This window comes from Sphingomonas sp. JC676 (genome assembly GCF_014489075.1).
GTDB lineage: Bacteria > Pseudomonadota > Alphaproteobacteria > Sphingomonadales > Sphingomonadaceae > Sphingomonas.
In genome coordinates this window covers 377,166-400,870 of record NZ_JACTGR010000005.1, presented here as the reverse complement: position 1 = coordinate 400,870, position 23,705 = coordinate 377,166, and the positions used below count along the sequence as shown (strand labels likewise).

General features: G+C 65.0%; 26 protein-coding genes and 1 tRNA gene. 21 read left to right on the top strand and 6 right to left on the bottom strand.

Annotated features, from left to right (window positions below; all coding sequences use genetic code 11):
• Nucleotides 1-169: 169 nt before the first annotated feature.
• Nucleotides 170-934, bottom strand: coding sequence for a DUF1080 domain-containing protein (locus IAG41_RS18155; RefSeq protein ID WP_187730057.1), 765 nt, complete (start codon nt 932-934; stop codon nt 170-172).
• 247 nt (nt 935-1,181) lie between these two features.
• Between IAG41_RS18155 and IAG41_RS18150 the strand changes: the two genes are divergently transcribed.
• Complete coding sequence (locus tag IAG41_RS18150; RefSeq protein ID WP_187730056.1) at nt 1,182-2,714, top strand: vanadium-dependent haloperoxidase; 1,533 nt, start codon at nt 1,182-1,184, stop codon at nt 2,712-2,714.
• A 79-nt stretch (nt 2,715-2,793) separates the two neighbouring features.
• Here IAG41_RS18150 and IAG41_RS18145 read toward each other — a convergent pair whose 3' ends face one another.
• Nucleotides 2,794-4,419, bottom strand: coding sequence for a winged helix-turn-helix domain-containing protein (locus IAG41_RS18145; protein WP_187730055.1), 1,626 nt, complete (start codon nt 4,417-4,419; stop codon nt 2,794-2,796).
• A 427-nt stretch (nt 4,420-4,846) separates the two neighbouring features.
• Here IAG41_RS18145 and IAG41_RS18140 point away from each other — a divergent pair, with 427 nt between their 5' ends.
• The 9 genes from IAG41_RS18140 (at nt 4,847) to IAG41_RS18100 (ending at nt 10,308) form a co-directional block, all read left to right on the top strand.
• Entirely contained in the window at nt 4,847-5,815 is a 969-nt protein-coding gene (locus IAG41_RS18140) for an IS1595 family transposase (RefSeq protein ID WP_187730054.1), read from the top strand.
• 265 nt (nt 5,816-6,080) lie between these two features.
• Complete coding sequence (locus tag IAG41_RS18135; RefSeq protein WP_187730053.1) at nt 6,081-6,434, top strand: type II toxin-antitoxin system RelE/ParE family toxin; 354 nt, start codon at nt 6,081-6,083, stop codon at nt 6,432-6,434.
• Nucleotides 6,364-6,954 carry a helix-turn-helix domain-containing protein gene (locus IAG41_RS23565; protein ID WP_410468095.1) on the top strand — a complete coding sequence of 197 codons (591 nt, stop codon included), beginning with the start codon at nt 6,364-6,366 and terminating at the stop codon, nt 6,952-6,954. Before IAG41_RS18135 ends, IAG41_RS23565 begins: the two co-directional genes overlap by 71 nt.
• Complete coding sequence (locus IAG41_RS18125) at nt 6,842-7,501, top strand: hypothetical protein (RefSeq protein WP_187730051.1); 660 nt, start codon at nt 6,842-6,844, stop codon at nt 7,499-7,501. The genes IAG41_RS23565 and IAG41_RS18125 overlap by 113 nt, the downstream gene beginning before the upstream one ends.
• Nucleotides 7,498-7,638: a hypothetical protein gene (locus tag IAG41_RS18120; RefSeq protein WP_187730050.1), complete on the top strand. Its 141-nt coding sequence runs from the start codon at nt 7,498-7,500 to the stop codon at nt 7,636-7,638. Before IAG41_RS18125 ends, IAG41_RS18120 begins: the two co-directional genes overlap by 4 nt.
• Nucleotides 7,635-7,841 carry a hypothetical protein gene (locus IAG41_RS18115; protein WP_187730049.1) on the top strand — a complete coding sequence of 69 codons (207 nt, stop codon included), beginning with the start codon at nt 7,635-7,637 and terminating at the stop codon, nt 7,839-7,841. The genes IAG41_RS18120 and IAG41_RS18115 overlap by 4 nt, the downstream gene beginning before the upstream one ends.
• A 298-nt stretch (nt 7,842-8,139) precedes the next feature.
• Nucleotides 8,140-8,358, top strand: coding sequence for a hypothetical protein (locus tag IAG41_RS18110; RefSeq protein ID WP_187730048.1), 219 nt, complete (start codon nt 8,140-8,142; stop codon nt 8,356-8,358).
• A 112-nt stretch (nt 8,359-8,470) separates the two neighbouring features.
• Nucleotides 8,471-8,989, top strand: a complete 519-nt coding sequence (locus tag IAG41_RS18105) for a hypothetical protein (RefSeq protein ID WP_187730047.1) — start codon at nt 8,471-8,473, stop codon at nt 8,987-8,989.
• The gene (locus tag IAG41_RS18100) at nt 8,986-10,308 is read left to right on the top strand and encodes a DNA-packaging protein (RefSeq protein ID WP_187730046.1); all 1,323 of its coding nucleotides are present in this window, start codon (nt 8,986-8,988) and stop codon (nt 10,306-10,308) included. The genes IAG41_RS18105 and IAG41_RS18100 overlap by 4 nt, the downstream gene beginning before the upstream one ends.
• 11 nt (nt 10,309-10,319) lie before the next feature.
• On the opposite strand, the gene IAG41_RS18095 is transcribed toward IAG41_RS18100, so the two are convergent.
• Entirely contained in the window at nt 10,320-10,595 is a 276-nt protein-coding gene (locus IAG41_RS18095; RefSeq protein ID WP_187730045.1) for a hypothetical protein, read from the bottom strand.
• Between the two features lie 91 nt (nt 10,596-10,686).
• On the opposite strand from IAG41_RS18095, the gene IAG41_RS18090 reads away from it, so the two are divergent.
• The 7 genes from IAG41_RS18090 (at nt 10,687) to IAG41_RS18060 (ending at nt 17,137) form a co-directional block, all read left to right on the top strand.
• Nucleotides 10,687-11,358, top strand: a complete 672-nt coding sequence (locus IAG41_RS18090) for a spermidine synthase (protein ID WP_187730044.1) — start codon at nt 10,687-10,689, stop codon at nt 11,356-11,358.
• Between the two features lie 254 nt (nt 11,359-11,612).
• Nucleotides 11,613-12,008, top strand: a complete 396-nt coding sequence (locus tag IAG41_RS18085; RefSeq protein ID WP_187730043.1) for a hypothetical protein — start codon at nt 11,613-11,615, stop codon at nt 12,006-12,008.
• Nucleotides 12,005-12,811: a DUF2163 domain-containing protein gene (locus tag IAG41_RS18080; protein WP_187730042.1), complete on the top strand. Its 807-nt coding sequence runs from the start codon at nt 12,005-12,007 to the stop codon at nt 12,809-12,811. Before IAG41_RS18085 ends, IAG41_RS18080 begins: the two co-directional genes overlap by 4 nt.
• A gap of 137 nt (nt 12,812-12,948) precedes the next feature.
• The gene (locus IAG41_RS23510; RefSeq protein ID WP_316251186.1) at nt 12,949-13,209 is read left to right on the top strand and encodes a hypothetical protein; all 261 of its coding nucleotides are present in this window, start codon (nt 12,949-12,951) and stop codon (nt 13,207-13,209) included.
• Between the two features lies 1 nt (nt 13,210).
• Nucleotides 13,211-15,391, top strand: a complete 2,181-nt coding sequence (locus IAG41_RS18070; RefSeq protein WP_187730040.1) for a phage tail protein — start codon at nt 13,211-13,213, stop codon at nt 15,389-15,391.
• Nucleotides 15,388-15,891, top strand: coding sequence for a DUF2793 domain-containing protein (locus IAG41_RS18065; protein WP_187730039.1), 504 nt, complete (start codon nt 15,388-15,390; stop codon nt 15,889-15,891). Before IAG41_RS18070 ends, IAG41_RS18065 begins: the two co-directional genes overlap by 4 nt.
• 109 nt (nt 15,892-16,000) lie before the next feature.
• Nucleotides 16,001-17,137, top strand: coding sequence for an OmpA family protein (locus tag IAG41_RS18060; protein WP_187730038.1), 1,137 nt, complete (start codon nt 16,001-16,003; stop codon nt 17,135-17,137).
• Between the two features lie 104 nt (nt 17,138-17,241).
• On the opposite strand, the gene IAG41_RS18055 is transcribed toward IAG41_RS18060, so the two are convergent.
• Entirely contained in the window at nt 17,242-17,985 is a 744-nt protein-coding gene (locus IAG41_RS18055; RefSeq protein WP_187730037.1) for a YgfZ/GcvT domain-containing protein, read from the bottom strand.
• A 44-nt stretch (nt 17,986-18,029) separates the two neighbouring features.
• Between IAG41_RS18055 and IAG41_RS18050 the strand changes: the two genes are divergently transcribed.
• Nucleotides 18,030-19,355 carry a dihydroorotase gene (locus IAG41_RS18050; protein ID WP_187730036.1) on the top strand — a complete coding sequence of 442 codons (1,326 nt, stop codon included), beginning with the start codon at nt 18,030-18,032 and terminating at the stop codon, nt 19,353-19,355.
• A gap of 20 nt (nt 19,356-19,375) precedes the next feature.
• Nucleotides 19,376-19,813 (top strand): SRPBCC domain-containing protein, encoded by a 438-nt coding sequence (locus tag IAG41_RS18045; protein ID WP_222950755.1) that lies wholly within the window; start codon nt 19,376-19,378, stop codon nt 19,811-19,813.
• Here the strand turns inward: IAG41_RS18045 and IAG41_RS18040 are convergent.
• Together IAG41_RS18040 and IAG41_RS18035 are read right to left on the bottom strand one after the other, a co-directional pair.
• Nucleotides 19,810-21,768 carry a PAS domain-containing sensor histidine kinase gene (locus IAG41_RS18040; protein ID WP_187730035.1) on the bottom strand — a complete coding sequence of 653 codons (1,959 nt, stop codon included), beginning with the start codon at nt 21,766-21,768 and terminating at the stop codon, nt 19,810-19,812. The genes IAG41_RS18045 and IAG41_RS18040 overlap by 4 nt on opposite strands.
• Before the next feature lie 102 nt (nt 21,769-21,870).
• Nucleotides 21,871-22,620 carry a DUF1134 domain-containing protein gene (locus IAG41_RS18035; RefSeq protein WP_187730034.1) on the bottom strand — a complete coding sequence of 250 codons (750 nt, stop codon included), beginning with the start codon at nt 22,618-22,620 and terminating at the stop codon, nt 21,871-21,873.
• Between the two features lie 164 nt (nt 22,621-22,784).
• Here IAG41_RS18035 and IAG41_RS18030 point away from each other — a divergent pair.
• Together IAG41_RS18030 and IAG41_RS18025 are read left to right on the top strand one after the other, a co-directional pair.
• A tRNA-Ser gene (locus tag IAG41_RS18030) sits at nt 22,785-22,877 on the top strand.
• 26 nt (nt 22,878-22,903) lie between these two features.
• On the top strand, nt 22,904-23,692 hold the full coding sequence (locus tag IAG41_RS18025) for a FadR/GntR family transcriptional regulator (RefSeq protein WP_187730033.1): 789 nt from the start codon (nt 22,904-22,906) through the stop codon (nt 23,690-23,692).
• Nucleotides 23,693-23,705 lie beyond the last annotated feature (13 nt).

Sequence of the window (23,705 nt, the reverse complement as noted above, 5' to 3'; positions counted from 1 at the left end):
GATGCCCCGTGGCTATATTGTAGTTAACGGTAACAGCGTCAAGAAGCAATACGCTGCGCTGCAACATAACCATATCGGCACAAGTAACGCGAAGTTGTTGCGTGCTGACAGTACAAGTCTTTGCTTTTTCTTGTGTATTGGGTGAGCCAGGCTTGATGTCGGCCAACCCTCAGTCGAGCCGCTGCAGCTCGATGTTCCGGAACTCGATCTGATGGCCTTCGCTCTGGAGCGCGATATAGCCTTGGCGCAGCTCCAGCTTGCCCCCCGCCGCGGCGATCAGCGGTTGCGCGTCCTTGTCCGCAGGATCGAGCTCGGGCGCGGCGTAGTGCAGCACCGCCTTGCCGTCGATGAAATGGGTGATCTCGCCATTGGGCAGCACCTCCGCTTCGGCATGCACCCAGCGGCCGATCGGCAGCAAAGGCGAGGAGGACAGGATGCAGTGGCGCGGATCGCGCTTGCCGTCGATCTCCACCGTGGTGCCGGGCGTGCAGACATTGCCGGTCGGCTCCCGCGACGGGCGCGGAACGGCGAGCAGCTGCATCTCGAGGCTCACCGGCCAATCCTGATCGCGGCGCATCGTCTCCGGCGCCTGCGAATGGAGCATCAGCCCGGAATTGCTGGCCTGCCAGACCTTGATGCCCGGCAACGACTCACCGAAGAACCGGTAGTCGAAGCGGACGCGATAGGATTTGAGCGGCGTCTTCCAGAAGAGATGGCCGAACTCGCCGGTGAACGTCTTGTAATTGGAGTGCGAGACGCGGATCGCGCCGTTCTTCACGATGAACATGTGCAGCGGATCCTCGCCGACCGCGCGACCGGTGATCTTGGGCGTCCAGCCCGCGAGCGTCTTGCCGTCGAAAATGCGCTGCCACTTGGCCTCGGGCGCGGGGGCGGCGCCGAGCAGCGCCAATATGGGAAGAATGAAGAGTCTCATGACAGCTCCGTTGCCAGCGTTTCGACTTTACCGACCGGCTGAGATCGGCGCGGTCGGCGACCGCCGTCAGGAGGATCTGGGTTCGGGACGTTTGCAGTATCCATCGCGTGCGCAGCTTGCCCGTCGCCGGCCATGTCCGCAACCGGTGGTTTGCGGACGTCGACTGGTCGAGTCCCCGTCGGCTCGGCGCCCACTTCCCGTCGTTCATTGCGGATTTGACGATTCCTGAAAGCCGCGATTCGATCGTATGGCCTACCGGAAGAAATCAGAGCCTTGGGCGCCGGACAGATTTCGCCATGCGGAGCCATCGATCAGGCAAAACTCGGCACTTCCTCAGACAAATATCGGTTTGCCGTCGGCGCGCTTCGATTGCCCGGGGAGCATCATCACCCCGTTCGGACGCAATTCCACGGCAATGGGGAGAAAGTTCATGATGCGACTGCACCTCACGGCGAAATCTGCGCCGACGCGAAAAAGTGCGAAGGGGAAGAAGCTTGGCGCAGCCGCCATGGCAATCGCCCTGCTCCTGCCCGCACAGGCGTTGGCGCAAACCATCACATTCGAGAGCGATCCTATCCTGTACTGGAACGAGCGGGCGACCACATTGCTCGCCAGCGGTCCGCCGGCCCAGACGCGCACCCTCGCGATGATGAACATCGCGATGCACGATGCGGCCAATTCGGTTCTTGGCGAGCCGGACAAGGCGTATCTGAGCGGCGTTTCAGGTTCGGGGGGCGATGTCCGCGCTGCCGTGTCCCAAGCCGCCTATCAGGTGCTCGTCGCAGCCGACCCGACTCATGCGGCGGACTACCAGGCAGCGTTGAACCTGAGCCTTTCGCTCGTATCCAATCCGGCAGCCATGAACCAAGGCATCGCCACCGGTTCCGCCTTCGCCCAATCGATCATCGCCCTGCGCACGGGCGATGGCGCAACGGCCGTGGTTCCCTATGTGCCGACAGGCCTGCCTGGCAACTGGAAGCCTACGTCGCCCGCTCCGCCCGCATTTCCGCAATGGGGTGGGGTCACGCCCTTCCTGCTGACGTCGTCGGATCAGTTCAAGCCCGCGCCGCCGCCGGGTCTGGGTACTCCAGAATATGCGGCTGCGCTCGCCGAGGTAAGGGATGTCGGCTCGGCGACGAGCCTCACCCGCACTGCCGACCAAACGGCAAGCGCGCTGTTCTGGGACACGGCAAACGGATCGACATGGGTCAAGATCGGGCTCCTTGTCGCCGACGACGAAGGTCTTTCCACGATCGAGTTTGCTCGGGACTTCGCGCTGCTCAGTACGAGCCTCGCCGATGCGGCGATCGCCGGGTTCGACGCCAAATATGACTATGCGTTCTGGCGTCCGATCACCGCCATCCGGGAAGACCCGACAAATCCGGATCCCAATTGGAGCCCAGTGTTCACGACGCCCAACCATCCGAGCTACCCTTCGGCGCATTCCTTCTTATCGGGCGCGGGCTCTACGGTGCTCAGTGCCCTGTTCGGAGACGACGAAGGGTTCACCTTGACGATAGGCGGCGACACGCGAAGCTTCACCGGGCTCGAGCAGGCGGCGCTCGACGGAGCCAACAGCCGGCTCTGGGGAGGCATTCACTTCCGCTTCGACAATGAAGCGGGGCTCCTGCTTGGGCAGAACGTCGGCAATTACGTGCTCGCGGGCAGCACCTTCCAGGCGGCCGTGCCCGAGCCATCCGGCTGGATCATGATGATCGCGGGTTTCGGTGCCGCAGGTGCGGGACTGCGGCGGCAAAGGAGGAGGCAAGCATTCGCCTGAGTCGATAGGAATAGCGGCGCGGTGGACGGAGTCCCGATCGAAGCCGACACAGCGCCGTCTCCTGAAAGCATGTTGTCGATTATGCGTGCGCTTGATCGGTCCGGAAGTCGGGCTGGATGCCCGATTCGCGCCAATAGCGCTCCAGGCCCAGCATCCCCGTCAGGCGATTGAAGCGCGCGTCGGTGCGCATCGCCCGGGTTTGCGGCTGAAACAGGAACTCCGTTTCTCGTTCGTCCGGGAGGTGATAGTTGCTCGAACCGGAAAATCTCGCGTCCGGCACGACGAATCCGCGCGAGAAATAGAATGCGTCGGCGAGAACGAAGGCTTCGCCAATACGGCCGAGTGCGGCGGCGAACTGGATGGCGAGCTGGGCTCCCCCGCTGCCGTCGGCCGCCTGCGCCGACCACACTTTCATGGCGCGATCGATGTCCTGCGGAGCCCGGCTCTCGAACGCACGTGCGACATCGACATTGTAATCGAGCACCGCGCCGCTGACGCTTGGGCGGCCTTCCGGGTTCTTCAGCATTGCGATGGCGGCGTCGACGCGGCCGATGAACAGGTAAATATCGAAACGCTGAAACCAAAGTTCGAAAGAGCTTGGATAGAGCGATGCCGCCCGCTCGATATACCGTTCCATCTCCTCGAGTTCACCTAACCCCCAGAGCGTGGTGATCAGGGAGGCATAGGTGACGGGCTGCAGCGTCCTTGGCTGTTTCTCCTGGAGGACATCAAAGGCCTCCCGGTACCGGCCGATCATCCGCAGGATGCGCGCCTGGACGTTGGCGATGACTTCATTGTCCGGATTATGGAGCAGCGCCTTGCGCAACATGCTTTCGCTCACGCGCCAGTTGCCGTGCCACGGATCGATGATCGCAAGCGCCGCCTGGGCCAGTCCGTTGCGCGCATCGAATTGCATCGCCCGTGCGGCGGCCGCGCGGGCCCGGCTTCGCAGCGCTTCACCCTCCTCACGCCCTCGGAAATGAGCCGAATAGGAATAGGTGAAGGCAAGCGCGCCCCACCCATCGGCATAGTTCGGCGCGAGTGCAACGACCTGCCGGTACAGGCCCGCCGCCTGGTTGAGCCCGTCGAAATTGGCCTGGAACATCATCGTTCGCGCCTGAGCCATCAGCGACTGGACCTCGGGCGGCACTGCCGGATGGTGCAGATTGCGATAAAGCAGCGGTCCCCCGCTGGCGAGGGCCAGGAAACTGGCGGCCCCGCCCAGGACGACGCCACGCCGATTGACGGGGCCGCCGGCATTCGTCGCCTCGATTTCCGTGCCTCCGGAGAGCGTGCGCCCGACGTCACCGGAAGGAATGCGCCTTTCGACATGGGCGGACGTCAGGTCGCCGAACCCGCCAGGCGCCTCACTTCCGATCAGCCGATAGCCGATTTTCATTACCGTGCTGATTTCGAACGAACCGCGCCCGATCCCGCCGGCCAATTTGCGTAGACGGGATATCACGCGATTTATCGCATCATCGGTGACGGCGCGGCCATTCCAGCAAGCCTGCACCAGCTCATCGCGGGTAATGACATCGCCCCGCGCCTGCGCCAGCACGATCAAAACCTGCATGACGCGATGCTCGGTGACCTCCCGCATGCCGTCGTCGCGCATCAACTCGCGGCGAGTCGGCGAGACGCACAGCCGTCCAAGGGTAAATTCGGGCTCATGCGCCAGATCGACTTGGAGCGTCTCGATCAAAGCTCACTCCCGCGTGCCTTTGGATCGTATGCGAAAAGGATCATACTATTGCAGGCGAACTTCGGCAACGACAGTCCGAGCAATGTCGATTTCTTTGCGTTGCAGACTGAACGGTTGGCCGACCGACCCGACGCCGAACTGCAGCTTAGCCTTTGGTCATGCCGAATGAAGACAGGCAGCTTCTGGCCAAAGCCAGCCATATGCGAGTTGCGTATTCAATGTCAGTTATGGGGCCGTTGGCGGACATCCTGCCCGAGCTTCAGCAAATTGCCGTATCGGGCCCACTGAGATGCGAGGCCAGCGAAAACAAACCAAATGGGCACAAAATCCTTGACATCGTCGCGCTGATATGGCACATATCGCGCGATTATGTAGTTTACAAACCCACTCCGATGGTGCATAAGGATGGCATCAACGGAGCATCACCATGTCGGTTCTTTCTTCCTCGCACTTCCACGATGAAGCCAAGGCTTTCGCTTTCCTCGAAAGCATCGTGTGGGCCGATGGGATGACGTGCCCGCATTGCGGCGTGGTCGGTGGCCGTGTGTACGATCTGGCTGGTGTCCGCTCCAAGGCGAGCGTGAAGAACCCGGAAGGCGTTGTTCGTCACGGCCTCAAGAAGTGTGGCGAGTGCCGCAAGCAGTTCACTGTGAAGGTGGGCACCGTGTTCGAGCATGCCCGCATGCCGCTCCACAAGATGCTCCAGGCCGTGCACCTGATGGTGTCCAGCAAGAAGGGCATTTCCTCGCACCAGCTCAGCCGCGTTCTCGAAGTCCAGTACAAGAGCGCGTGGTTCCTCGCCCACCGTATCCGCGAGGCGATGCGTACCGGCGATCTGGACGTGCCTTTCGGTTCGGGCGGCGGCGCCGTTGAGGTGGACGAGACCTATTTCGGCCGCAAGAAGGATACCGGCGTTGCCCTTGGCGGCCATGCCCACAAGTTCGGCGTGCTGGCGCTGGTGGATCGCACCACCGGCACCATGCGCACCTTCACTTTCGACAAGTTCCGCGCCGATGCCGTGCACCCGATCGTGCGCGCCAACATCAGCCGCGAAGCCCGCCTCATGACCGACGAAGCCAAGATGTATAAGAAGATCGGCAAGGAGTTCGCCGAGCACGGCACGACCCTTCACGGCGCCAAGCAGTACGTGGACCGCAACGACCGCACGATCCACACGAACACCGTGGAAGGCGCCTTCTCGATCTTCAAGCGTGGCATGAAGGGCGTGTACCAGCATTGCGGCGAGCAGCATCTGCACCGCTATCTGGCCGAATTTGAGTTCCGCTATAACAATCGGATCGCCAACGGCGTTGATGACCGCCAGCGCTCGTACAACGCCATTGCGGGCATCGTCGGCAAGCGGCTGACCTATGCAAGGTCTGATCTCGGGGTCTAAGAGCGAGGCCCCGAAGGGAAGGCGGCGCGGACCGGGCTGGCGAAGGAGGCCGCGTAGAAGGTCGAGGCTAGACCATCGTGACAAATGCGGTAAGTAAAGGGAGTGGAGCCGGGGGGAATTGAACCCCAGGGGAGACGCTGCAAATCGTTCCTGGTCACCTGACCTCCGGCCCCACTACGTGCAGTGCCACGCGCGACTCGCCGTATAACGCGTGTGTTATAATGTCGCAACCCGATGCCCTTGTCCGCATAACGCAGAGGTGATATTGGCCTGGTTGCTGCTTCAGTGTGACAACCGGGTTGACGCCTTTCTTCTTGAAGTGGGTGTCGCTGCGGAAGCCCGCCTGAGGCGGGATTTGCGAACCTTGGCGAGTAAGGGAAATGCACTCCGGTACCCAAAAACTGACAGTTTGGGAGATGGTCTTTTTGAGTTGCGGACGGAAGTGGCAACCAACATCTACCGTAATATTTTCATTTTTAGAGGGTCCGTGATCATTGTTTTGGAATCTTTCCAAAAGAAGACCCCAAAAACTCCGAAACGGCATTTAGATGCGGCAAAATCTAGGCGGGACCAGATTGATGCAGGAACAATATTCCCTGGAGAGATTAAGCCGCATTGACCTGTCTATTGGCGACAGGCTCCAAGATCGCGACTTTAGGCGAGAGTGGTTTCGGGCGGAGCTCGAAGAAGAGGTGCCCGCCCTCTTTAGATCGCTGCGAGAACGCCGGCAGTTAACTCAATCGCAGTTGGCGATGGCGATGGGAACCAAGCAGCCCGCCGTCTCAAGGTTTGAGAAATCCTCAGAGGCCGTGTGGGAATTTGACTTCCTATTGCGGTTGGCCGAGGCGCTGGATGCTCGCCTTCGCCTCGTCGTGGAGGCGGCCGAAGATGTTGTAGATGAATACGACTGGAAACTTGGCGATCGCGCTGCCGCGTCTGCGCTAGATACGATTAAGTCCGGTGCGTCCAGTTGGGAGCAAGTGCAAACCACAAATTCTTTAGGCGCCATTCAATCTAGGAACTGGAATGGAACTGATCAATATAGAGCAGTCAAAGGTAATAGCTTTGGGCGGCTACCGCTTCACGAGGGGCAATCCGTTTTTCATAGATCTAGTAGGCGAGGTGACGGCGCGATATAACTTTCAAATACCGCCCGATCGAATACCGGACCCTTCTAGTGCGAATGGAGCCTCTATTCATCTGCGCGTCGGGAAGTGGGACAATGTACAGATTGATGAACTTGGTGTGTATTCAGACGGTTTTATCGTAACCGCAAAATGTAACACGTTTATATTAGATCAGTTCATTAATGATCTTCATGAGTATATTGAGCGCGAATTTGGAATTTTGCTGGCAAAACAGCCGGCCCCAGTCAGACTGTACGAAAGCCAAATCGTCGTAGAACTTCATACAAACTTTGAAGAAAAACTTAACGTGTTCAAGGGCTTATTTGACGATTTAGCGAAGCATTCGCTGGATTACGTGGGTCAGCAAGGCGAATACCGCATTGGCGGTTTTCATATCGAGAGTGACCCATTCGGCGCCGCCAAGAAACTTCCGAATTTCATGCTCGTAAGGCGGGTGGGGATTAGTTTTAATGAGGGGTACTGGTGGGCGACCTCGGGCCTTAAGACAGACGATCACATCGCCGTTTTAAAGAGCTTGGAAAAGAGATTACTCTCATGACCGACGAACCCAAAACCCAGCTCGACAAGTTCAAGGAAGCCGCGCGCGAGCTAGAGACGGACGACGATCCGGAGCGCTTCAAGCAGCGTGTGGGGAAGATCGCGCGGGCACGCCCCCGGGAAGAAAAGACCAAGTGACCGCTTTTCTGGTCCGGATAGCTTTGTTCGCTCTCGTCGCCATCGTCGCGCTCGGGCCGGACGTGATGGCTTTGTTCGCAGGCGGGCCTCAATCCGCGCTCATCAGAGCGGGCCTACTCGCTGGTGGGCTCGCCGGTATCGTTGCATCGGGTGGATGGGTTGAACGGCTGGTGAAGCATAAGCCGGTGGAGAAGCCGGAGTGAGCATTAGGGCTGTTGCTTGGCCTCTTGCGGTGCTGATGGGCGGCCTCGCGCTAGCGGGGCTATCAGGCGCGTATGTCGTGCTCGCGCCGGGAGGTCTGCCTTATGGCATAGAGACGCTGTTTATAGCTGGCATGATTGCAGCTTTGTTTGGCGGGTTGTGGCTCCTGGGCCTAAGCGTCAGGAAATTTCTTCGCCTTTGAGATAACCAGATCGGTTAAAAACGCTTGACTTATCGTAACGCTTGATGTAGAGCTTCAAGCAAGCTGGCGAATTGCGTCGAGGGGTTGGAGAAGCGGGAGTGATTCACGACACGACCGACCTGATATTCTTCGGGCTGGTCGGACTGCCGATCATGCTGGCGTTCGCGCTCATGCCGTTCGAGACGGTAAAGCGATATCACAACACGCGCGGCTGGGCTGTGCCATCGTACAGGACGGTCGTAATCGTCCGAACGATGGCCGTCATAATTGCAGGCGAGACTGCAATTTCCGCCCTTCGCTACCTGACGGGTTTGTAAACTACATATACGCCACATATCGGGAACGATGAGGAATTGCGAGTCGGGGCCTTCGGGTCTTTGGACGGGCCGGGCACCAGGGTGCGCCGGCCCGCTTGCGTTGGAGGTGCACATGGACGAGTTGCGTATCACTGGAAGCAAACGGCGCCCGCTGCAGCTGCAGCGGCTCAGCAAGACGCACTGGACCAAGACGAAGCGCGCGCGCTTCCTCGACGTGCTCGCGCTCAGCTGCAATGTGAAGCTCGCGGCACAGGAAGCCGGCGTCGTGCCGAGCTCCGCCTATCGGCTGCGGCGTCTCGATCCCGATTTTGCGGGGCTGTGGCGCGATGCGCTGCTCGCCGGGTATGAGCGCCTCGAAACCGAATTGGTTGGGCGCGCGCTCCAGTCGGTCGATCCGATCCTGCCGGGCGACGGGGGCGAGGAAGCGGCTGCCGCCGCCGACGCGGCGGTCGAGAAGATGGATGCCCGGACGATCCTGCAGGTGCTGGCGCATCGCCGCGCCACGGTGGAGGGCGGCATGCGGCCGAGCCGGCGCGACGCGCAGCGCCGCATCGCGGCCGAGGAAGAGACCAATGCGGCATTGCTCAAGAAGCTGGCGGTGTTCGAAAGGCAGGTCAGGGAACGGACATGACCGGGAAGGAAACGCCGCGCGATCCGATCGAACGGCTGGCGCGGCTGCCTGCGCTCTACCAACTGCGCACGCTGCAGTCGCTGAACGGCGCGCATCGGCGCGAGCTGGAGGGACGCTGGTGGCGCTGGGCGCATCCGGGGCAGAATGCGCCCGGCGGCGACTGGCGCATATGGCTGATCCGGGCGGGGCGCGGCTTCGGCAAGACGCGGGCGGGCGCGGAATGGGTGAGCGCGGTCGCGCGGTCGCGCCCGGGCGCGCGGATCGCGCTGGTGGGCGCGACGATCGAGGATGTGCGGCGCGTGATGGTCGAGGGGGCGAGCGGCCTGTTGGCGGTGGCGCGCGACCACGAGGCGATTCGCTGGTTCGTGGATAGCGGCGAAGTGCATTTCCCCTCGGGCGCGCGTGGATATGTCTTCTCGGCCGAGGCGCCGGAGAAGCTGCGCGGGCCGGAGCATGACGCGGCCTGGTGCGACGAGCTGGGCAAGTGGCGCGCGGTGAAGGGCGATGCGGCGTGGGACAATCTGCTGATGGGCATGCGCGGCAGCGACGATCCGCGCGTGGTGGTAACGACGACACCGCGGCCGGTGAAGCTGATGCGCCGCGTGATGGCGATGCGCGATTGCCATGAGACGGTGGGGCGGACGCGCGACAATCCGCATCTGCCGCGCAGCTTCGTCGAGGCGATGCTGGCCGACTATGCGGGGACCCGGCTGGGCCGGCAGGAGCTGGACGGCGAGCTGATCGACGATGTCGCCGGCGCGCTGTGGACGCGGACCTTGATCGAGCAGAGGCGGGTGCGCGCGGTGCCCGAGCTGGTGCGCGTGGTGGTGGGCGTCGATCCGCCGGCCAGCGCCGACGGCGATGCCTGCGGGATCGTCGCGGTCGGTATGGGCGACGATGGGCACGGCTATGTGCTCGAGGATGCCAGCGTGCATGGCGCATCGCCCGAGGGCTGGGCCCGGGCGGTGGCGGCCTGCGCGGCGCGGCACCGCGCGGAACGGGTGGTGGCGGAGAAGAACCAGGGCGGCGACATGGTCGCGAGCGTGCTGCGCGCGGCCGATGCCGGGCTGCCGCTCAAGCTGGTCCATGCCAGCAGGGGCAAGAGCGCGCGGGCCGAGCCGGTCGCCCTGCTCTACGAGGCGGGCAAGGCCTGGCATGTCGGCGCCTGGCCCGAGCTGGAGGACCAATTGTGCGGGCTGCAGGCGGGCGGCGGCTATGAAGGGCCGGGGCGCTCGCCCGACAGGGCCGATGCGCTCGTCTGGGCGATGAGCGCGATCCTGCTCGGGCGGCGCGGCAAGGCCGGGGTGCGGGGGTTCTGACCCCGCTTGCCTCAGCGCAGCTGGATGGGCGTGTCGCCGGGCTGGGGATCGGTGAAGCCGCGCAGGATGCTGAGCATGCCTTCGGTGCCGAAGAGCTGGTAGAGCGTATGCAGCCCCTGGGCGAGATCGCCGCCGAACTGGAACCGGATGCGATCCATCGCGCAATCGGACATCTCGAGCGGGCCGCCGGCATATTGGAAGACGACGTTGTTGAAGATGCATTTGCGATAGGCGTTACCGTCGAGCGAGAGGACGACGTCTTCGAACTTCTGGTCGATATATTCCATAAGCGGGTCTTTCCGATCAGGTGCTTTGCGTGGCGGCCCAGTTGCATTGTCCGCGCCGAACCGCAACGGGGGTGGGAGCAAGGAGCATGACATGACGCCCCGCGAACTGATCGATACGGCCGAGGTGCCGGGCGGCGAGCCGCTGCGGCTGTTCCGTCGCGGCGGCGATTTCATGATCGTGCTCGAGCGCAACGAGCTGATGAACAGCCGGATGAGCGGTTCGGAAGAGGCGCTGGCGGTGATGACGCTCGAGCGGCTGGCGGGGCGCGGGGCGCTGCACCTGCTGATCGGCGGATATGGCATGGGCTTCACTTTGCGCGCGGCGCTCGGGATGTTGGCGAAGGACGCGCGGGTGACGGTGGCCGAGCTGGTGCCCAAGATCCTGGAATGGGCGAGGGGACCTATGGCCGAGCTGGCGGCGGGATGCCTCGACGATGTGCGGGTGAGCGTGATCGAGGACGATGTCGGCCGGGTGATCCATTACGCGCCGGGGCAGTATGACGCGATTCTGCTCGATGTCGACAACGGCCCGGACGGGCTGACCCGGCCGGGCAATGACGGGCTCTATTCGATGCGCGGGCTGGCGGCGGCGCGGACGGCGCTGAAGCCGGGCGGGATATTGGCGGTATGGTCGGCGGCGCCGGATGAGCGTTTCGCGCGGCGGCTGCGCGAGGCCGATTTCGCGGTGGAGGAAGTGGCGGTGCGCGCGCGGCAGAACGGCAAGGGGCCGCGCCACGTGATCTGGTTCGCGACGCGGCGATAAGGGTGTATTGAATTGCTCCTAGCCCACCCCCTTGATGGGGGAGGGTTGGGTGGGGGTGACCTCTCCTCCTGGCGACGGCACTGCAGGAGAACTCACCCTCATCCTCCCACCGCCTTCGGCGGCGGGCCCCTCCTTCTCCCATCAAGGGAGAAGGGAAGCACTAATGGCCGCTGCCCCGGCCAAGTCCGCGACTAAAGGAGACTCACATCAAATGGTTCGGACGGAAGTCCGCGCGGGATGCCGCGCGGCTGCCTTTGTCGCGCGCGGGGACCTTCGCCGGGTTCGGCGAATGGCCGCGCAGCTATGAGGCGCAGGTGCGCGAAGGCTATTGCCAGAACCCGGTGGCGCAGCGCGCGGTGAAGCTTGTCGCCGAGGGCGTGGGCGGTGCTTCACTGGACGGAAGCGATCCGGCTCTGGTGGCGCTGGTGACGGCGCGCTCGGGCGGGCAGGCGCTGACCGAGACGGTCGCTGCCCAGATTCTCATGCACGGGAATTCCTACGTGCAGCTGCTCACCGACGATGCCGGGCGGGTGACCGAGCTTTATGCGCTGCGACCGGAGCGGGTCGCCGAAGACCAGCTGAATGTCAGCCGGGCGACCTTCCTGGCGGGGGCCGCGATGTCGGTGCCGCTGATCGAGATCCGCGAATGACCTGGCTGGAGGGGGAACTCACCACGATCGCCTTGTGCTGGCGGATCGAGCGTCGCGACGGCGTGACGATCGGACTGACCGCGCATGACCGCGACCTGGAGATCGATGGGCTGGTCTATCGCGCGGCACCGGGCATGACGCCGAGCGCGATCGTGCGGAGCGCGCAGCTGGACGCCGACAGCATGGATGTGACCGGAGCGCTGACCAGTGCGGCGATCAGCGAAACCGATCTGCTGGCGGGGCGCTGGGACGGGGCACGGGTGGCGATCTTCGCGACCGACTGGATGGCGCCGGGTGAGCAAGTGGCGCTGGGCGAAGGGACGATCGGCGGGGTCGAGACGCGGGGTGGTGAACTGACCGCCGAATTGCGCGGGATCGCGGCAGCGCTCGAGCGGCCGGTGGTCGAGGAGACATCGCCCGAGTGCCGGGCGGAGCTGGGCGACAAGAGGTGCCGCATCGCAATGGCGGGGCGGCGACGGTTTGCGCGGGTGATGGGCGTGGAGGATGCGGTGATAGCCCTCGATGTGCTGGAGCCGGTAGCCAATGCCTATGGCGGCGGGCGGCTGCGCTGGATTGGCGGCCCGAATTCGGGACTGGAGGATGCCGTCGCGCGATCCGAGGGCAGCGCCGTGACGCTGCGGCGGCCTCCCAGATTTGATGGCGTGGGCGCGCTCGTCGAGCTGATCGAAGGCTGTGACAAGCGGATCGCGACCTGTTCGGCGCGGTTCGGCAATGCGATCAATTTCCGTGGCGAACCCTATCTGCCGGGAATCGACCTGCTGACGCGCTATCCCGGCGGATGAGGCCGGGCGAGCGAGGCCTAGCGGCGGCGCGGGCCGCGCTGGGCGTGCGGTTTCGGTTGCATGGACGCGACGCAAGCGGGCTCGACTGTGTCGGGCTCGCGGCCCTGTCGATGCGAGCGGAGGGCTTCGAGGGCAGAGTGCCCTTGGGATACGCGCTGCGCACAGGGGATCCCGAAGCCGCGCGGCGGGCTATCGAGATTTCGGGACTGATCCTCGCAAACGGCGAACGGCCCGGGGATCTGCTGCTGGTCAAGACCGGCCCCGGACAATTGCATCTGGCGATCGCCGCCGAAGATGGGGTCATCCATGCCGATGCCCAATTGAGACGCGTGGTGGAGCGGCCGGGGCCGATGCCCTGGCCGGTCATCGGGCGGTGGCGCGTGACCAAGGGGGACTGACATGGCGACCGTGGTGCTGACGGTGGTCGGCGGGCTGGTGGGCGGGCCGGTGGGCGCGGCGGTGGGCGCGGCTTTGGGCAATGCGTTCGACCGCGAGGTTCTGTTCAAGCCCAAGGGGCGCGAGGGGCCCCGGCTGACCGAGCTGCGTATCCAGACCTCCTCCTATGGCACGCAGATCCCCAAATTGTTCGGAACGATGCGCGTCGCGGGCTCGGTAATCTGGGCGACCGACCTGATCGAGCATCGCAGCACGCAGAGCGCGGGCAAGGGCCGACCCTCGGTTACCAACTATAGCTACACGGCATCGTTCGCGGTGGCGCTGTCGGCACGGCCGATTTTGAGCATCGGGCGGATCTGGGCCGACGGCAAGCTGCTGCGCGGCGGCGCGGGCGACTTCAAGGTGCGGACCGGGTTCCGGCTGCATCCGGGCGGAGAAGATCAGGGTGTCGATCCGCTGATCGCTGCGGCCGAAGGAGCCGGCGCAGCGCCGGCGCATCGCGGCCTGGCCTATGCGGTTTTCGAGGATCTCGAGCTCGCGGAGTTCGGCAACCGGATCCCGGCCCTTACATTCGAAGTCATAGCGGATTCCGGCGCGATGGCGGCGGGGGCGATCGTTCGCGAGCTGGGCGGTCGCGCGATCGAAGCCGGGGACGCGACGCCCATGCTGACGGGCTTTTCCGCCTATGGTGCGAGTGTGCGGGCGGCGGTCGAGACGCTGGTCGGCGCCTCCGGCGCCTGGTTCCGCGCGGAGTCTGAACGTCTCGTGCTGCTCGCCGGTGGCGGGGCGGCGACCGCGCTGGAGGATTCCGGGATCGGATCCGTGTCGCGCCCGAACCTGCGCGCGGTGCGGACGATCGCGGCGCCCGACAGCGCACCGCGTTCGATGTCGCTCAGCTATTACGAGCCCGAGCGCGACTATCAGACCGGCGTACAGCGCGCGGTCCGCCCGGGAGCGGGGACACGCGAGGCGCGCCTAGAACTCGCCGCCGCGATGCCTGCGGGGGCGGCCAAGACGCTGGTCGAGGCGGGACTTGCCCGGTTCGACCTCGAGCGCGAGCGACGCGCGCTAGCGCTCGGCTGGAGCGCGCTGGGCGTGCGCCCAGGCGAGCGCGTGGCGATCGCCGGCGAGCCGGGTATCTGGCGGGTGGATCGCTGGTCGCTCGAGTCGATGGTCGTGACGCTGGAGTGCCTGCGGATCGCGCCGGCAATGCTCGCCGCCGAGGCGAGCGGAGGCCGGGCGCTGCCCGCGCCCGATCTCGCGATCGGAACCACGATCGTCCATGCCTTCGAGTTGCCGCCGATCGACGACATGCTGGCGAATGTGCCCCGGTTCGCGATTGCGGCGGCGGGTACCGAGCCGGGCTGGCGGAGCGCCGCGTTGCTGCTCAGCATCGACGACGGCGCGACATGGTCGCCGGCGGGGGCGACGGGGCTGCCGGCGGTGCTCGGGCACGTGGTCTCGCCGCCCGGTGCTGCGCCCGCGGGGCTGGCCGATCATATCAGCCGGATCGATATCGCGCTCGCGCACGCGGACATGCTGCTCGCCGACGCGGATGATACGGCGCTGGATGCGGGCGCCAATCTGGCGATGATCGGCGGGGAGCTGATCCAGTTCGCACGCGCCGAGCCGTTAGGCGGAGCGCTTTGGCGGCTTTCGGGATTGTGGCGGGGACGGCGTGGCACCGAGCCGGCGATCGGGACGCAGGAGGTGGGCGACCCATTCACGCTTCTGACCCGAGACGCGCTGGCGATGCACGATCTGCCGGGCATTTCGGCGGGATCCCGCATTCGCGTGCTGGGCCAGGGCGTTGGGGACGTCGAAGCGGCGGCGACATCGGCGGTGGCGACGGGGATTTCCCTCGCACCGCCTGCACCGGTGCATCTGGCTGCCGTCGAAGCGGCCGACGGCACGACTGAAATCCGGTGGGTTCGCCGCAGCCGTATCGGCTGGCGCTGGGTCGATGGGCTCGACGCTCCGCTGGGCGAGGAGAGCGAACGCTACCGCGTTACCATCGCTCCCACCAGCGGCGCCGAACGAATTGTCGAGGTGGGAACGTCCGGGTTCATTCTTTCTCCGGAAGAGCGTGGCGTGGGCAACTCCATCCAGGTGCGCCAGATAGGAACCCACGCTGTTTCACCCGCCACCGAGCTCTGGTTGCCGCCTTTGGGAGATAGCGCATGACCGATCTGCCTACCGCACGCCTTTCGCTGCCGCTGCTTCAGCCGGGGCAGGCGCAGAAGGAGATGTTCCACAACGAGGCGCTCGTCCGGCTCGATATTGCAGTGCAAGGTAGCGCGGTCGCTGCGGGCGCGAACATGCCCCCCGCCGATCCCGCCCCGGGCGATTGCTGGATCGTGGGCGAAGCGCCGGAAGGGTCATGGTCGGGGCACGCGAGTCAGGTTGCGAGCTGGACCCAGGCGGGATGGCGTTTCGTCGAACCTTGTGAAGGGATGCGGCTCTGGGTCGTCGCGGATTTGGGCTTCGCCTTGTTCTCGGGCGGAGAATGGGTGTCTGGCCGGAGCTATGGACGGCTCTTCGTCGATGGGTTGCAGCTGGTGGGGCCTCGCGTCGCCGCCATAGCGGAACCTGCGGGTGGCCCGGTGGTTGATGCCCAAGCACGAGCCGCAATCACCACGGTGCTGGAAGCATTACGTTCGCATGGGCTGATCGATACGGCCTGAAACTGTGACGTTCATGCAACAGTTCCCCGATTTGTGCGCTTGCGTGGAAACTTTCGTTTCGGTACTGAGTTTGCGCTGTCCGTATGGACAACCAAGAAAGGGGATTATGATGCGGAAGCTTGCCGTAACTCTGGCACTCGCAACGACCGCGCTGAGCACGCCTGCCTTCGCCCGCGACGACGCGTGGTACGTTGGCGTCGAAGGTGGCGCGATGCTCGTCGAAGACATCAAGTTCGATATCGGGCCGCTGACCGACGCAGGTAGCGTCGATCACAAGGCTGGCTGGGACGTTGACGGCGTCGTCGGCTATGATCTCGGCATTTTCCGTCTCGAGGCAGAAGTCGGCTATCGCAAGGCGAGCGTGTCGAAGTACACTTCGACCACGGGCACGCCCTTTGTGACGGGCGGCGGCACCACCGCCGTGGCTGGTCCGGGATCCTTCGGCTACGCCGGCGGCAGCTCGTCGGCACTGAGCTTCATGGTCAATGGTCTCTGGGACTTCGGCGATGACGACGGCGTCCAGGGCTTTGTCGGCCCGGGCCTTGGTGTTGCGCGCGTCAAGGAAAAGATTGGCCTGAACACCAACGGCAACTTCCTCGATGATTCGGACACGGTTGTTGCTTGGCAGGCGATTGCGGGCATCCGTGCCCCGATCAACGACAGGATCGACGTTTCGCTCAAGTATCGCTTCTTCAACGCCCCGGGCGTCGAGTTGCGCGATACGCTGGGCCGCAGCGTTCATGAGCGTTTCCGCTCGCACAGCATCATGGGCGGTCTGACGTTCAACTTCGGCGAACCCGCGCCGGTCGAAACGCCGGCCCCCGCGCCTGCGCCCGAGCCTGCCCCGGTCTACACGCCGGAGCCGGCCCCCGCGCCTGCGCCGGAAGTCGTGCAGTGCACCCCCGGACCGTACATCGTGTTCTTCGACTGGGATAAGTCGGACATCACGCCGGAGGCCGCGAGCATCCTCGACAACGCCATCAGCAACTACCAGAATTGCGGCAACGCAAAGGTGATGCTGGCGGGCCACGCCGACCGCTCGGGTTCGGCGAGCTACAACGTTGGTCTCTCGCAGCGCCGTGCGGACTCGGTGAAGGCATACTTCACTGCCCGCAGCATTCCGGACTCGGTGATCTCGACAGAAGCGTTCGGCGAAAGCCGCCCGCGCGTCGACACCGCCGACGGTGTGCGCGAGCTGCAGAACCGCCGCGTGGAAGTCATGTACGGACCTGGCTCGGGCAACTAAGCCCTGCCAGTCCGTCGCGACTGAGAAATCGGGGAGGCCGGGCAACCGGCCTCCCTTTTTCTTTGCCTTTGGGAACCGAGCCGAACGACCGCCCGGTACCTCAGCTAGCCCGCTGCGGCGTCCGCTCTCAGCGCGGCGGCGAGCCAATCGGGAACGAGCGCGTCGCCGAGCGCCTCGACCCGACGTAATTCGATCATACGGCCAAGATCGGGATAGACGGCGCGCGTGCGCTCGCCCGGCTCGCCGAGCGGCGCAACGATCAGCCGGCGATTGACCTTGGCCCGATAGTGCATGCGCGCGGTATTCTCCTGCCCGACATAGCATCCCTTGCCAAAGCTGACCCCGCCGAGCTCGGCTGCGTTGCATTCGAGCCACAGGGTCTTGTCCTGGCCAAGCTCGGCGACGCCCTCGGTGACGCCGAGGCCGAGGCGGTGGGCGAGCCAATCGGTGGCGATCTCTCCCGCTGACTCCCCCAGCCATCGATGTCCGAGCGCGGCGAGGCGCGGATCGGGTGCACCGGTGGCACTGTCGCGCGACCAATGGACTCCGCCGTCGATCGGCTCGATCGCGATCTGCCGGCGCAAGCGATAGATTGCGAGACGGCGGGCCAGCGCCTCGCGCTGGTCGGCTTCGCAATCGATCAGGATCGCATCGTCGGCTGCCCACAGGATGAAATCGAACAGCGCCTTGCCTTGCGGCGAGAGCAACCCCGCCCATAACGGCGCGTCCGGCGCCACGAGATCGAGGTCCTGTGTCACGAGGCCCTGGAGAAAGCCGCGGACATCCTCGCCCGAGAGGCGGAGCAGCGCGCGATCGGCAAGCCAGGTGCCGGGGGTGGTATCGGTCATAGCGAACAGGTAGGAGGCGGAGGCACTGGACGGAAGAGGCGGATATGGCGAGCGTCGATCTCAAGCTGACGGGTGGTCGGGTGCATTTGCCGGGCGGACCGGCGGAGGTGGCGATCGGAGTTTCGGGCGGGCGGATCGTGGCGATCGGCGATGTCGGCGATGCCGGCGAGACGATCGACTGTACCGGGCTCGATATCCTTCCCGGCGTGATCGACACTCAGGTCCATTTCCGCGAGCCGGGGCTCGAGGCCAAGGAAGACCTGGAAAGCGGCAGCCGCGCGGCCGTGCTGGGCGGAGTGACCGCCGTGTTCGAGATGCCGAACACCAAGCCCAATACCGACAGCGCCCACGCGGTGAACGACAAGCTCGCACGCGCCCGGAACCGGATGTGGTGCGACCACGCTTTCTATGTCGGTGCGACCAATCATAATGCTGCGAGCCTGGCCGAGCTCGAGCGCTTGCCCGGCACTGCGGGCGTCAAGATCTTCATGGGGGCATCGACCGGCGACCTGCTCGTCTCGGACGACGACAATCTCGCGCGCGTGCTCGCGTCGGGCAAGCGGCGCGTCGCGATCCACGCCGAGGACGAGTTCCGCATGCAGGAACGGCTCGGCGAGCGGGTGGCGGGCGATCCCGCCTCGCATCCGGTATGGCGCGACGACGAGAGCGCGATGCTGGCGACGCGGCGCATCCTGCGGCTGGCGCGCGAGGCCCGGCGGCGGATCCATGTGCTCCATGTCACCACGCCCGCCGAGCTCGAGCTGCTCGGCCAGAACAAGGACATCGCGACCTGCGAGGTGACACCGCAGCACCTAACGCTCGCGGGCGAGGACGCCTATCCTCGCCTCGGCACCTTCGCGCAGATGAACCCGCCGATCCGTTCCGGTGCGCACCGAGACGGGCTGTGGAACTGGCTTCGCCAGGGCGTGCCCGACGTCATCGGCTCGGATCACGCGCCGCACACGCGCGAAGAGAAGGCGCAGCAATATCCCGCGAGCCCGAGCGGCATGCCCGGCGTCCAGACATTGCTCCCGCTGATGCTCAACCATGTCGCCGAGGGGCGGCTGACCCTCCAACGGCTGATCGACATGACCAGTGCGGGCCCACAGCGGATATTCGGGATCGTCGGAAAGGGGCGGATCGCGATCGGCTATGACGCTGATTTCAGCGTGGTCGACCTGAAGGCGCGCTGGATCGTCGAGGAGAGCTGGCTGGCGTCGCGGTGCGGCTGGTCGCCCTTCACCGGCATGGCGCTGACCGGCCAGCCGGTGGGCACGATCGTGCGCGGCAGCCGCGTGATGTGGGACGGCGGCCTCGCCAATGCGGCAAGCGGGCAGCCGGTGCGCTTCGAGGCCGTCGAATTCGGGTGAGCAGGACTTGCAATTCGCGGGTGATCCGGGCGAATCCGGAAGCGCTGTACGGCGCGTTCGTCGATCCTGCGGCGCTGGTCGAGTGGCTGCCGCCCGGACGGATGACCGGGAGCATCCAGACCTTTGATGGCCGGGTGGGCGGCGGATACCGGATGTCGCTCCTCTATCCCGAGGACGAGCGGGAATTCCGCGGCAAGAGCGCCGAGCGAGAAGATACGGTTGAGGTGCGCTTCGTCGAACTGACGCCGCCCGCGCGCATCGTCGAGACGATCCGCTTCGCGAGCGACGACCCCCAATTCCATGGTGAGATGACGATGACCGCGACGTTCGAGCCGCGCGGCGAAGGCACCGAAGTCACTTTATTATTCGAGAATCTGCCGTCGGGCGTGCGACCCGCCGACAATGAAGAGGGTGCGCGGCTGAGCCTGGAGCAACTCGCGGCGCGCTTCGAGGCCTAGCGCGCGCGAAAGGCGAGGATCCGGCCGCTCGGCCGTTCGGCTCCGATCGCTTCCCGCACTGCGCGCCCCAATTGCCCCTCGCGGAACGGCTTGGCGAGGCGCGGGACACCGGCGGCGGCGCCATCGGGCAGTTCGGCATAGCCCGAGACCATCAATACCGGGAGCTCCGGCCACCCTTCCCGCACGGCGTCGGCGAGCTGCGCTCCGGTCATCTCGGGCATGGCATAGTCAGTGATGAGAAGGTCCACCTTCTCTTCGGCCAGCATCCGCAACGCCTGCCTGCCCGATACCGCCTGCAGGACCCGGTGACCGCCGTCTTCGAGCATGGCCGCGGTGTTGTTGAGCACCAGCCGGTCATCGTCGACGGCGAGGATCACCAGCCTTTCCAGCACGCCAATCACGTCACGTTCGCCTGGATCGGGCGCGGGGGCGACGCCGTCGTGCGAGACGGGTAGCCAAAGTTCAGCCGTGGTGCCTTCGCCGATCTGGCTCTTCAGAATGAGCCTGCCGCCGCATTGTTCGGCAAACCCGTGCGCCATCGACAGGCCCAGGCCCGTGCCGCTTCCCACGCCCTTGGTGGTAAAGAAGGGCTCCATCGCGCGCGCCAGCGTTGCCTCATCCATGCCCCCGCCGCTGTCGGTGACCGACAGGCAGACATAGCTTCCGGGCGCGAGCTCGCCGTGTCGTCCGATCTGCTCCTCGCGCGCGGCGATGATGATTCCGCCACCGCCGGGCATCGCGTCGCGCGCGTTGACCGCGAGATTGAGCAGCACGAGTTCGAGCTGCGCGGGATCGGCGTGGACCGATTTGAGCACCAGCGGAAAGCGCGTGTCGATCGTCACACCGGCGCCGATCGTCCGCTGAAGGAGTTCGGCCATGCCGCGGACCAATGCCATGGCATCGACGGTCTCGAGCTGCAGCTCCTGCTTGCGCGCGAAGGCCAGCATGCGCTGGGTGAGGGTGGCGCCGCGTTCGGCGGCCTCCATGGCATTGTCGAGGAAGCGCCCAATGTCCGCGCCGCCGCTCGCCATCCGCCGGCGCGCGAGATCGAGGCTGCCGATGATCACCGCGAGCAGATTGTTGAAATCATGCGCGACGCCGCCAGTGAGCTTGCCGATCGATTCCATCTTCTGGGATTGGAAAAAGGCTTCCTGCGCTTGCTCGAGGGCGAGCTGTGACTGGCGGCGCTCGGTCAGATCGCGAGTGATCTTGGCGAAGCCGATCAGGTCGCCGCTGGCATCGTGCACTGGATCGATAACGACGCTTGCCCAGAAATGGGTGCCGTCCTTGCGGACGCGCAACCCTTCGGCTTCATAGCGCCCCTGTGTCCGCGAGGTCTCCAGCGCCCTGGCGGGCAGACCGGTTTCGCGATCCTCGTCGGTATAGAAACGCGAGAAGTGCGCCCCGAGGATCTCGTCGGTGCGATAGCCCTTGAAGCGTTCCGCCCCGGCGTTCCAGCTCGCTATATAACCTTCGGGATCGAGCATATAGATCGCATAATCAGTGACGCTCTGGACGAGCAGCCGGAAACGTTCCTCGCTGCGGCGGAGCGCTTCCTCGGCGGCGCGCCGCTCGGTCAGATCGCGTGTGACCTTGGCAAAGCCGACCAGCGTGCCGTCGGCCTCGCGAACGGGATCGATGACAACGTTCGCCCAGAAATGGGTGCCGTCCTTGCGCACGCGCCAGCCTTCGGCCTCGAAACGCCCGACGCGCGCGGCGGTATCGAGCGCGATGGCCGGAATGCCGGCTTCCCGCTCCTCGTCGGTATAGAAGCGGGAGAAATGCTGGCCGATGATCTCGGCCTCGGTATAGCCCTTGAAACGACGGGCGCCTGCGTTCCAGCTGATCACGATCCCCGTGGGATCGAGCATGTAGATGGCGTAGTCGGTGACGCTCTGAACGAGGAGATCGATGCGCGGCCGCGCCACCTCGCCTTTGCTGATTTCAGACGTCATCCATTCCCCATAACCGCATCGCGGTTCCCGGCTTCAACCGGAGAGAACGGTCAGCCCGCGATCAAGTTCCGGGCAAGTCGTAGAGAAGGCGCGGAAACCGTATCAGAACGGGACGATGCGCCGCTTCTCGCTGAACTTCATATAGCCGGCATTGACGCCAAGCCGCCAGCCGACACCGAGCCGGACCGGGATCAGCACCACGTCGCCGCGGCGCAGATAGCTCGCCGAGAAGCCGCCGACGAAATAGACATGGCCCTCGCCCTGCGGGAAGCGCTTGTAGAGGTCCTGGCTGTCGTAGAGATTGTAGACCAGCACGAAGACCTTGTTGGCGTCGCCGCCCAGATCGAAGCCGATCGAGGGGCCGGTCCAATAAACCGTCCGCTCGCCTTCCACCTTATGGAACATCTCGCCCTTGCCGTAGCGAAGGCCTACGCCGACTGCGCCCGAGCCTTCGCTGCCGGCGATATAGGCGTTGGGCTGGCCCTGATCCTTCAGGATATCCTCGAGGATGCCGGCGAGACCCGAGGCACCCTTGCCGAACACGCCTTCGGCCGCGGCGACCACATCGTCATGCTGGAAGGTATTGGTCGCCTGGGTACGGGTGTCCACCGCGGGAGCCGGAGCGGGCGCGCTCTGCGCGGCAGCGACGGGTGGGGTGGCGTCTACCGGCGGCGCGTCGCGATAGGTGCCCTGGTCGGCGGGGACGCTGGGGTTCTCGATCGGGGGCGGCGTTTGAAGATCCGAATCGATCGCGCTGTTGGGATCGATCGTCGTCATCTGCGCGGCAGCGGGCAGCGCGCCCAACCCGAGCGCCGCGGCCGCGGCCCACAGCATCCAAACCCCGACACGCATCAGACAGTCTTCCCCGCACCCAATAATACCCCTCTGATGCTAGGCCCCAGGTCCTGTCCCCGCAATGAACGGACGACGACCCGAGTCGATTTCGCGCTCAAGCGGTTCTTCCGTTGATCCCTCCAAGGACCGTCGCTATAGGGCAGCGCTTCGGGCCCTTTTCCGGAGACGTGGGTGAGTGGCTGAAACCAGCGGTTTGCTAAACCGCCGTACGGGGATTACTCGTACCGAGGGTTCGAATCCCTCCGTCTCCGCCACCGCCGCCGGGCTAACGAGGAGCCGGATGACCGCCGCTCAGCCTCAAGCCACCGCCGCCAGGAAGCCGCGCCATCGCACCCCGCGCCCGCGTTCGCTTCGCCTGCACGGCACCGTGGCGCGCGATCTCGGCATCCGTATCGTCTCGGGCGTGCTCAAGCCGGGCGAGATCCTGGAAGGCGAGATTGCCGCCAGCCTCCAGTTCAACGTGTCGCGCACCGCCTATCGCGAGGCGATCCGTATCCTGGCCGCCAAGGGGCTGGTCCATTCGCGCCCCAAGATCGGCACGCAGGTGTCGGCGCGCAGGGAATGGCATTTGCTCGATCCCGATGTGCTCGGCTGGATCTTCACCAACGAACCCGAAGAGGCGCTGATCGAAAGCCTGTTCGAGCTCCGCCGCATCGTCGAACCCGATGCGGCGCGGCTGGCGGCGATGCGGCGCACCGATGAACAGCTCGCACGGATGAAGGCGGGGCTGGACGGCGTCGCCCAGCACGGCTTCGCCACTGAGGTGGGCCGGCGCTGCGACGAATCCTTCCATTCGGCGCTGCTCGAGGCGTCGGGCAATGATTTCATCGTCTCGCTGACCAGCGGCGTCGCCGCGGCGATCGCGATCACCACCGCCTTCAAGCAGCATCGCCTGCCTGCGCCGCACGACGCGCTGCCGGTCCACCTCGCCGTGTTCGAGGCGATCGCCGCGCAGGACGCGCAGGGCGCGCACGACGCGATGGCCAAGCTGGTCGACCGCGGGCTGACCGACACGATGGAGGCGCGCGACCCCGGCGGTCAGCGCGGACCGATCAGCGTGTGCTGCTGAGGATTGAACCGGA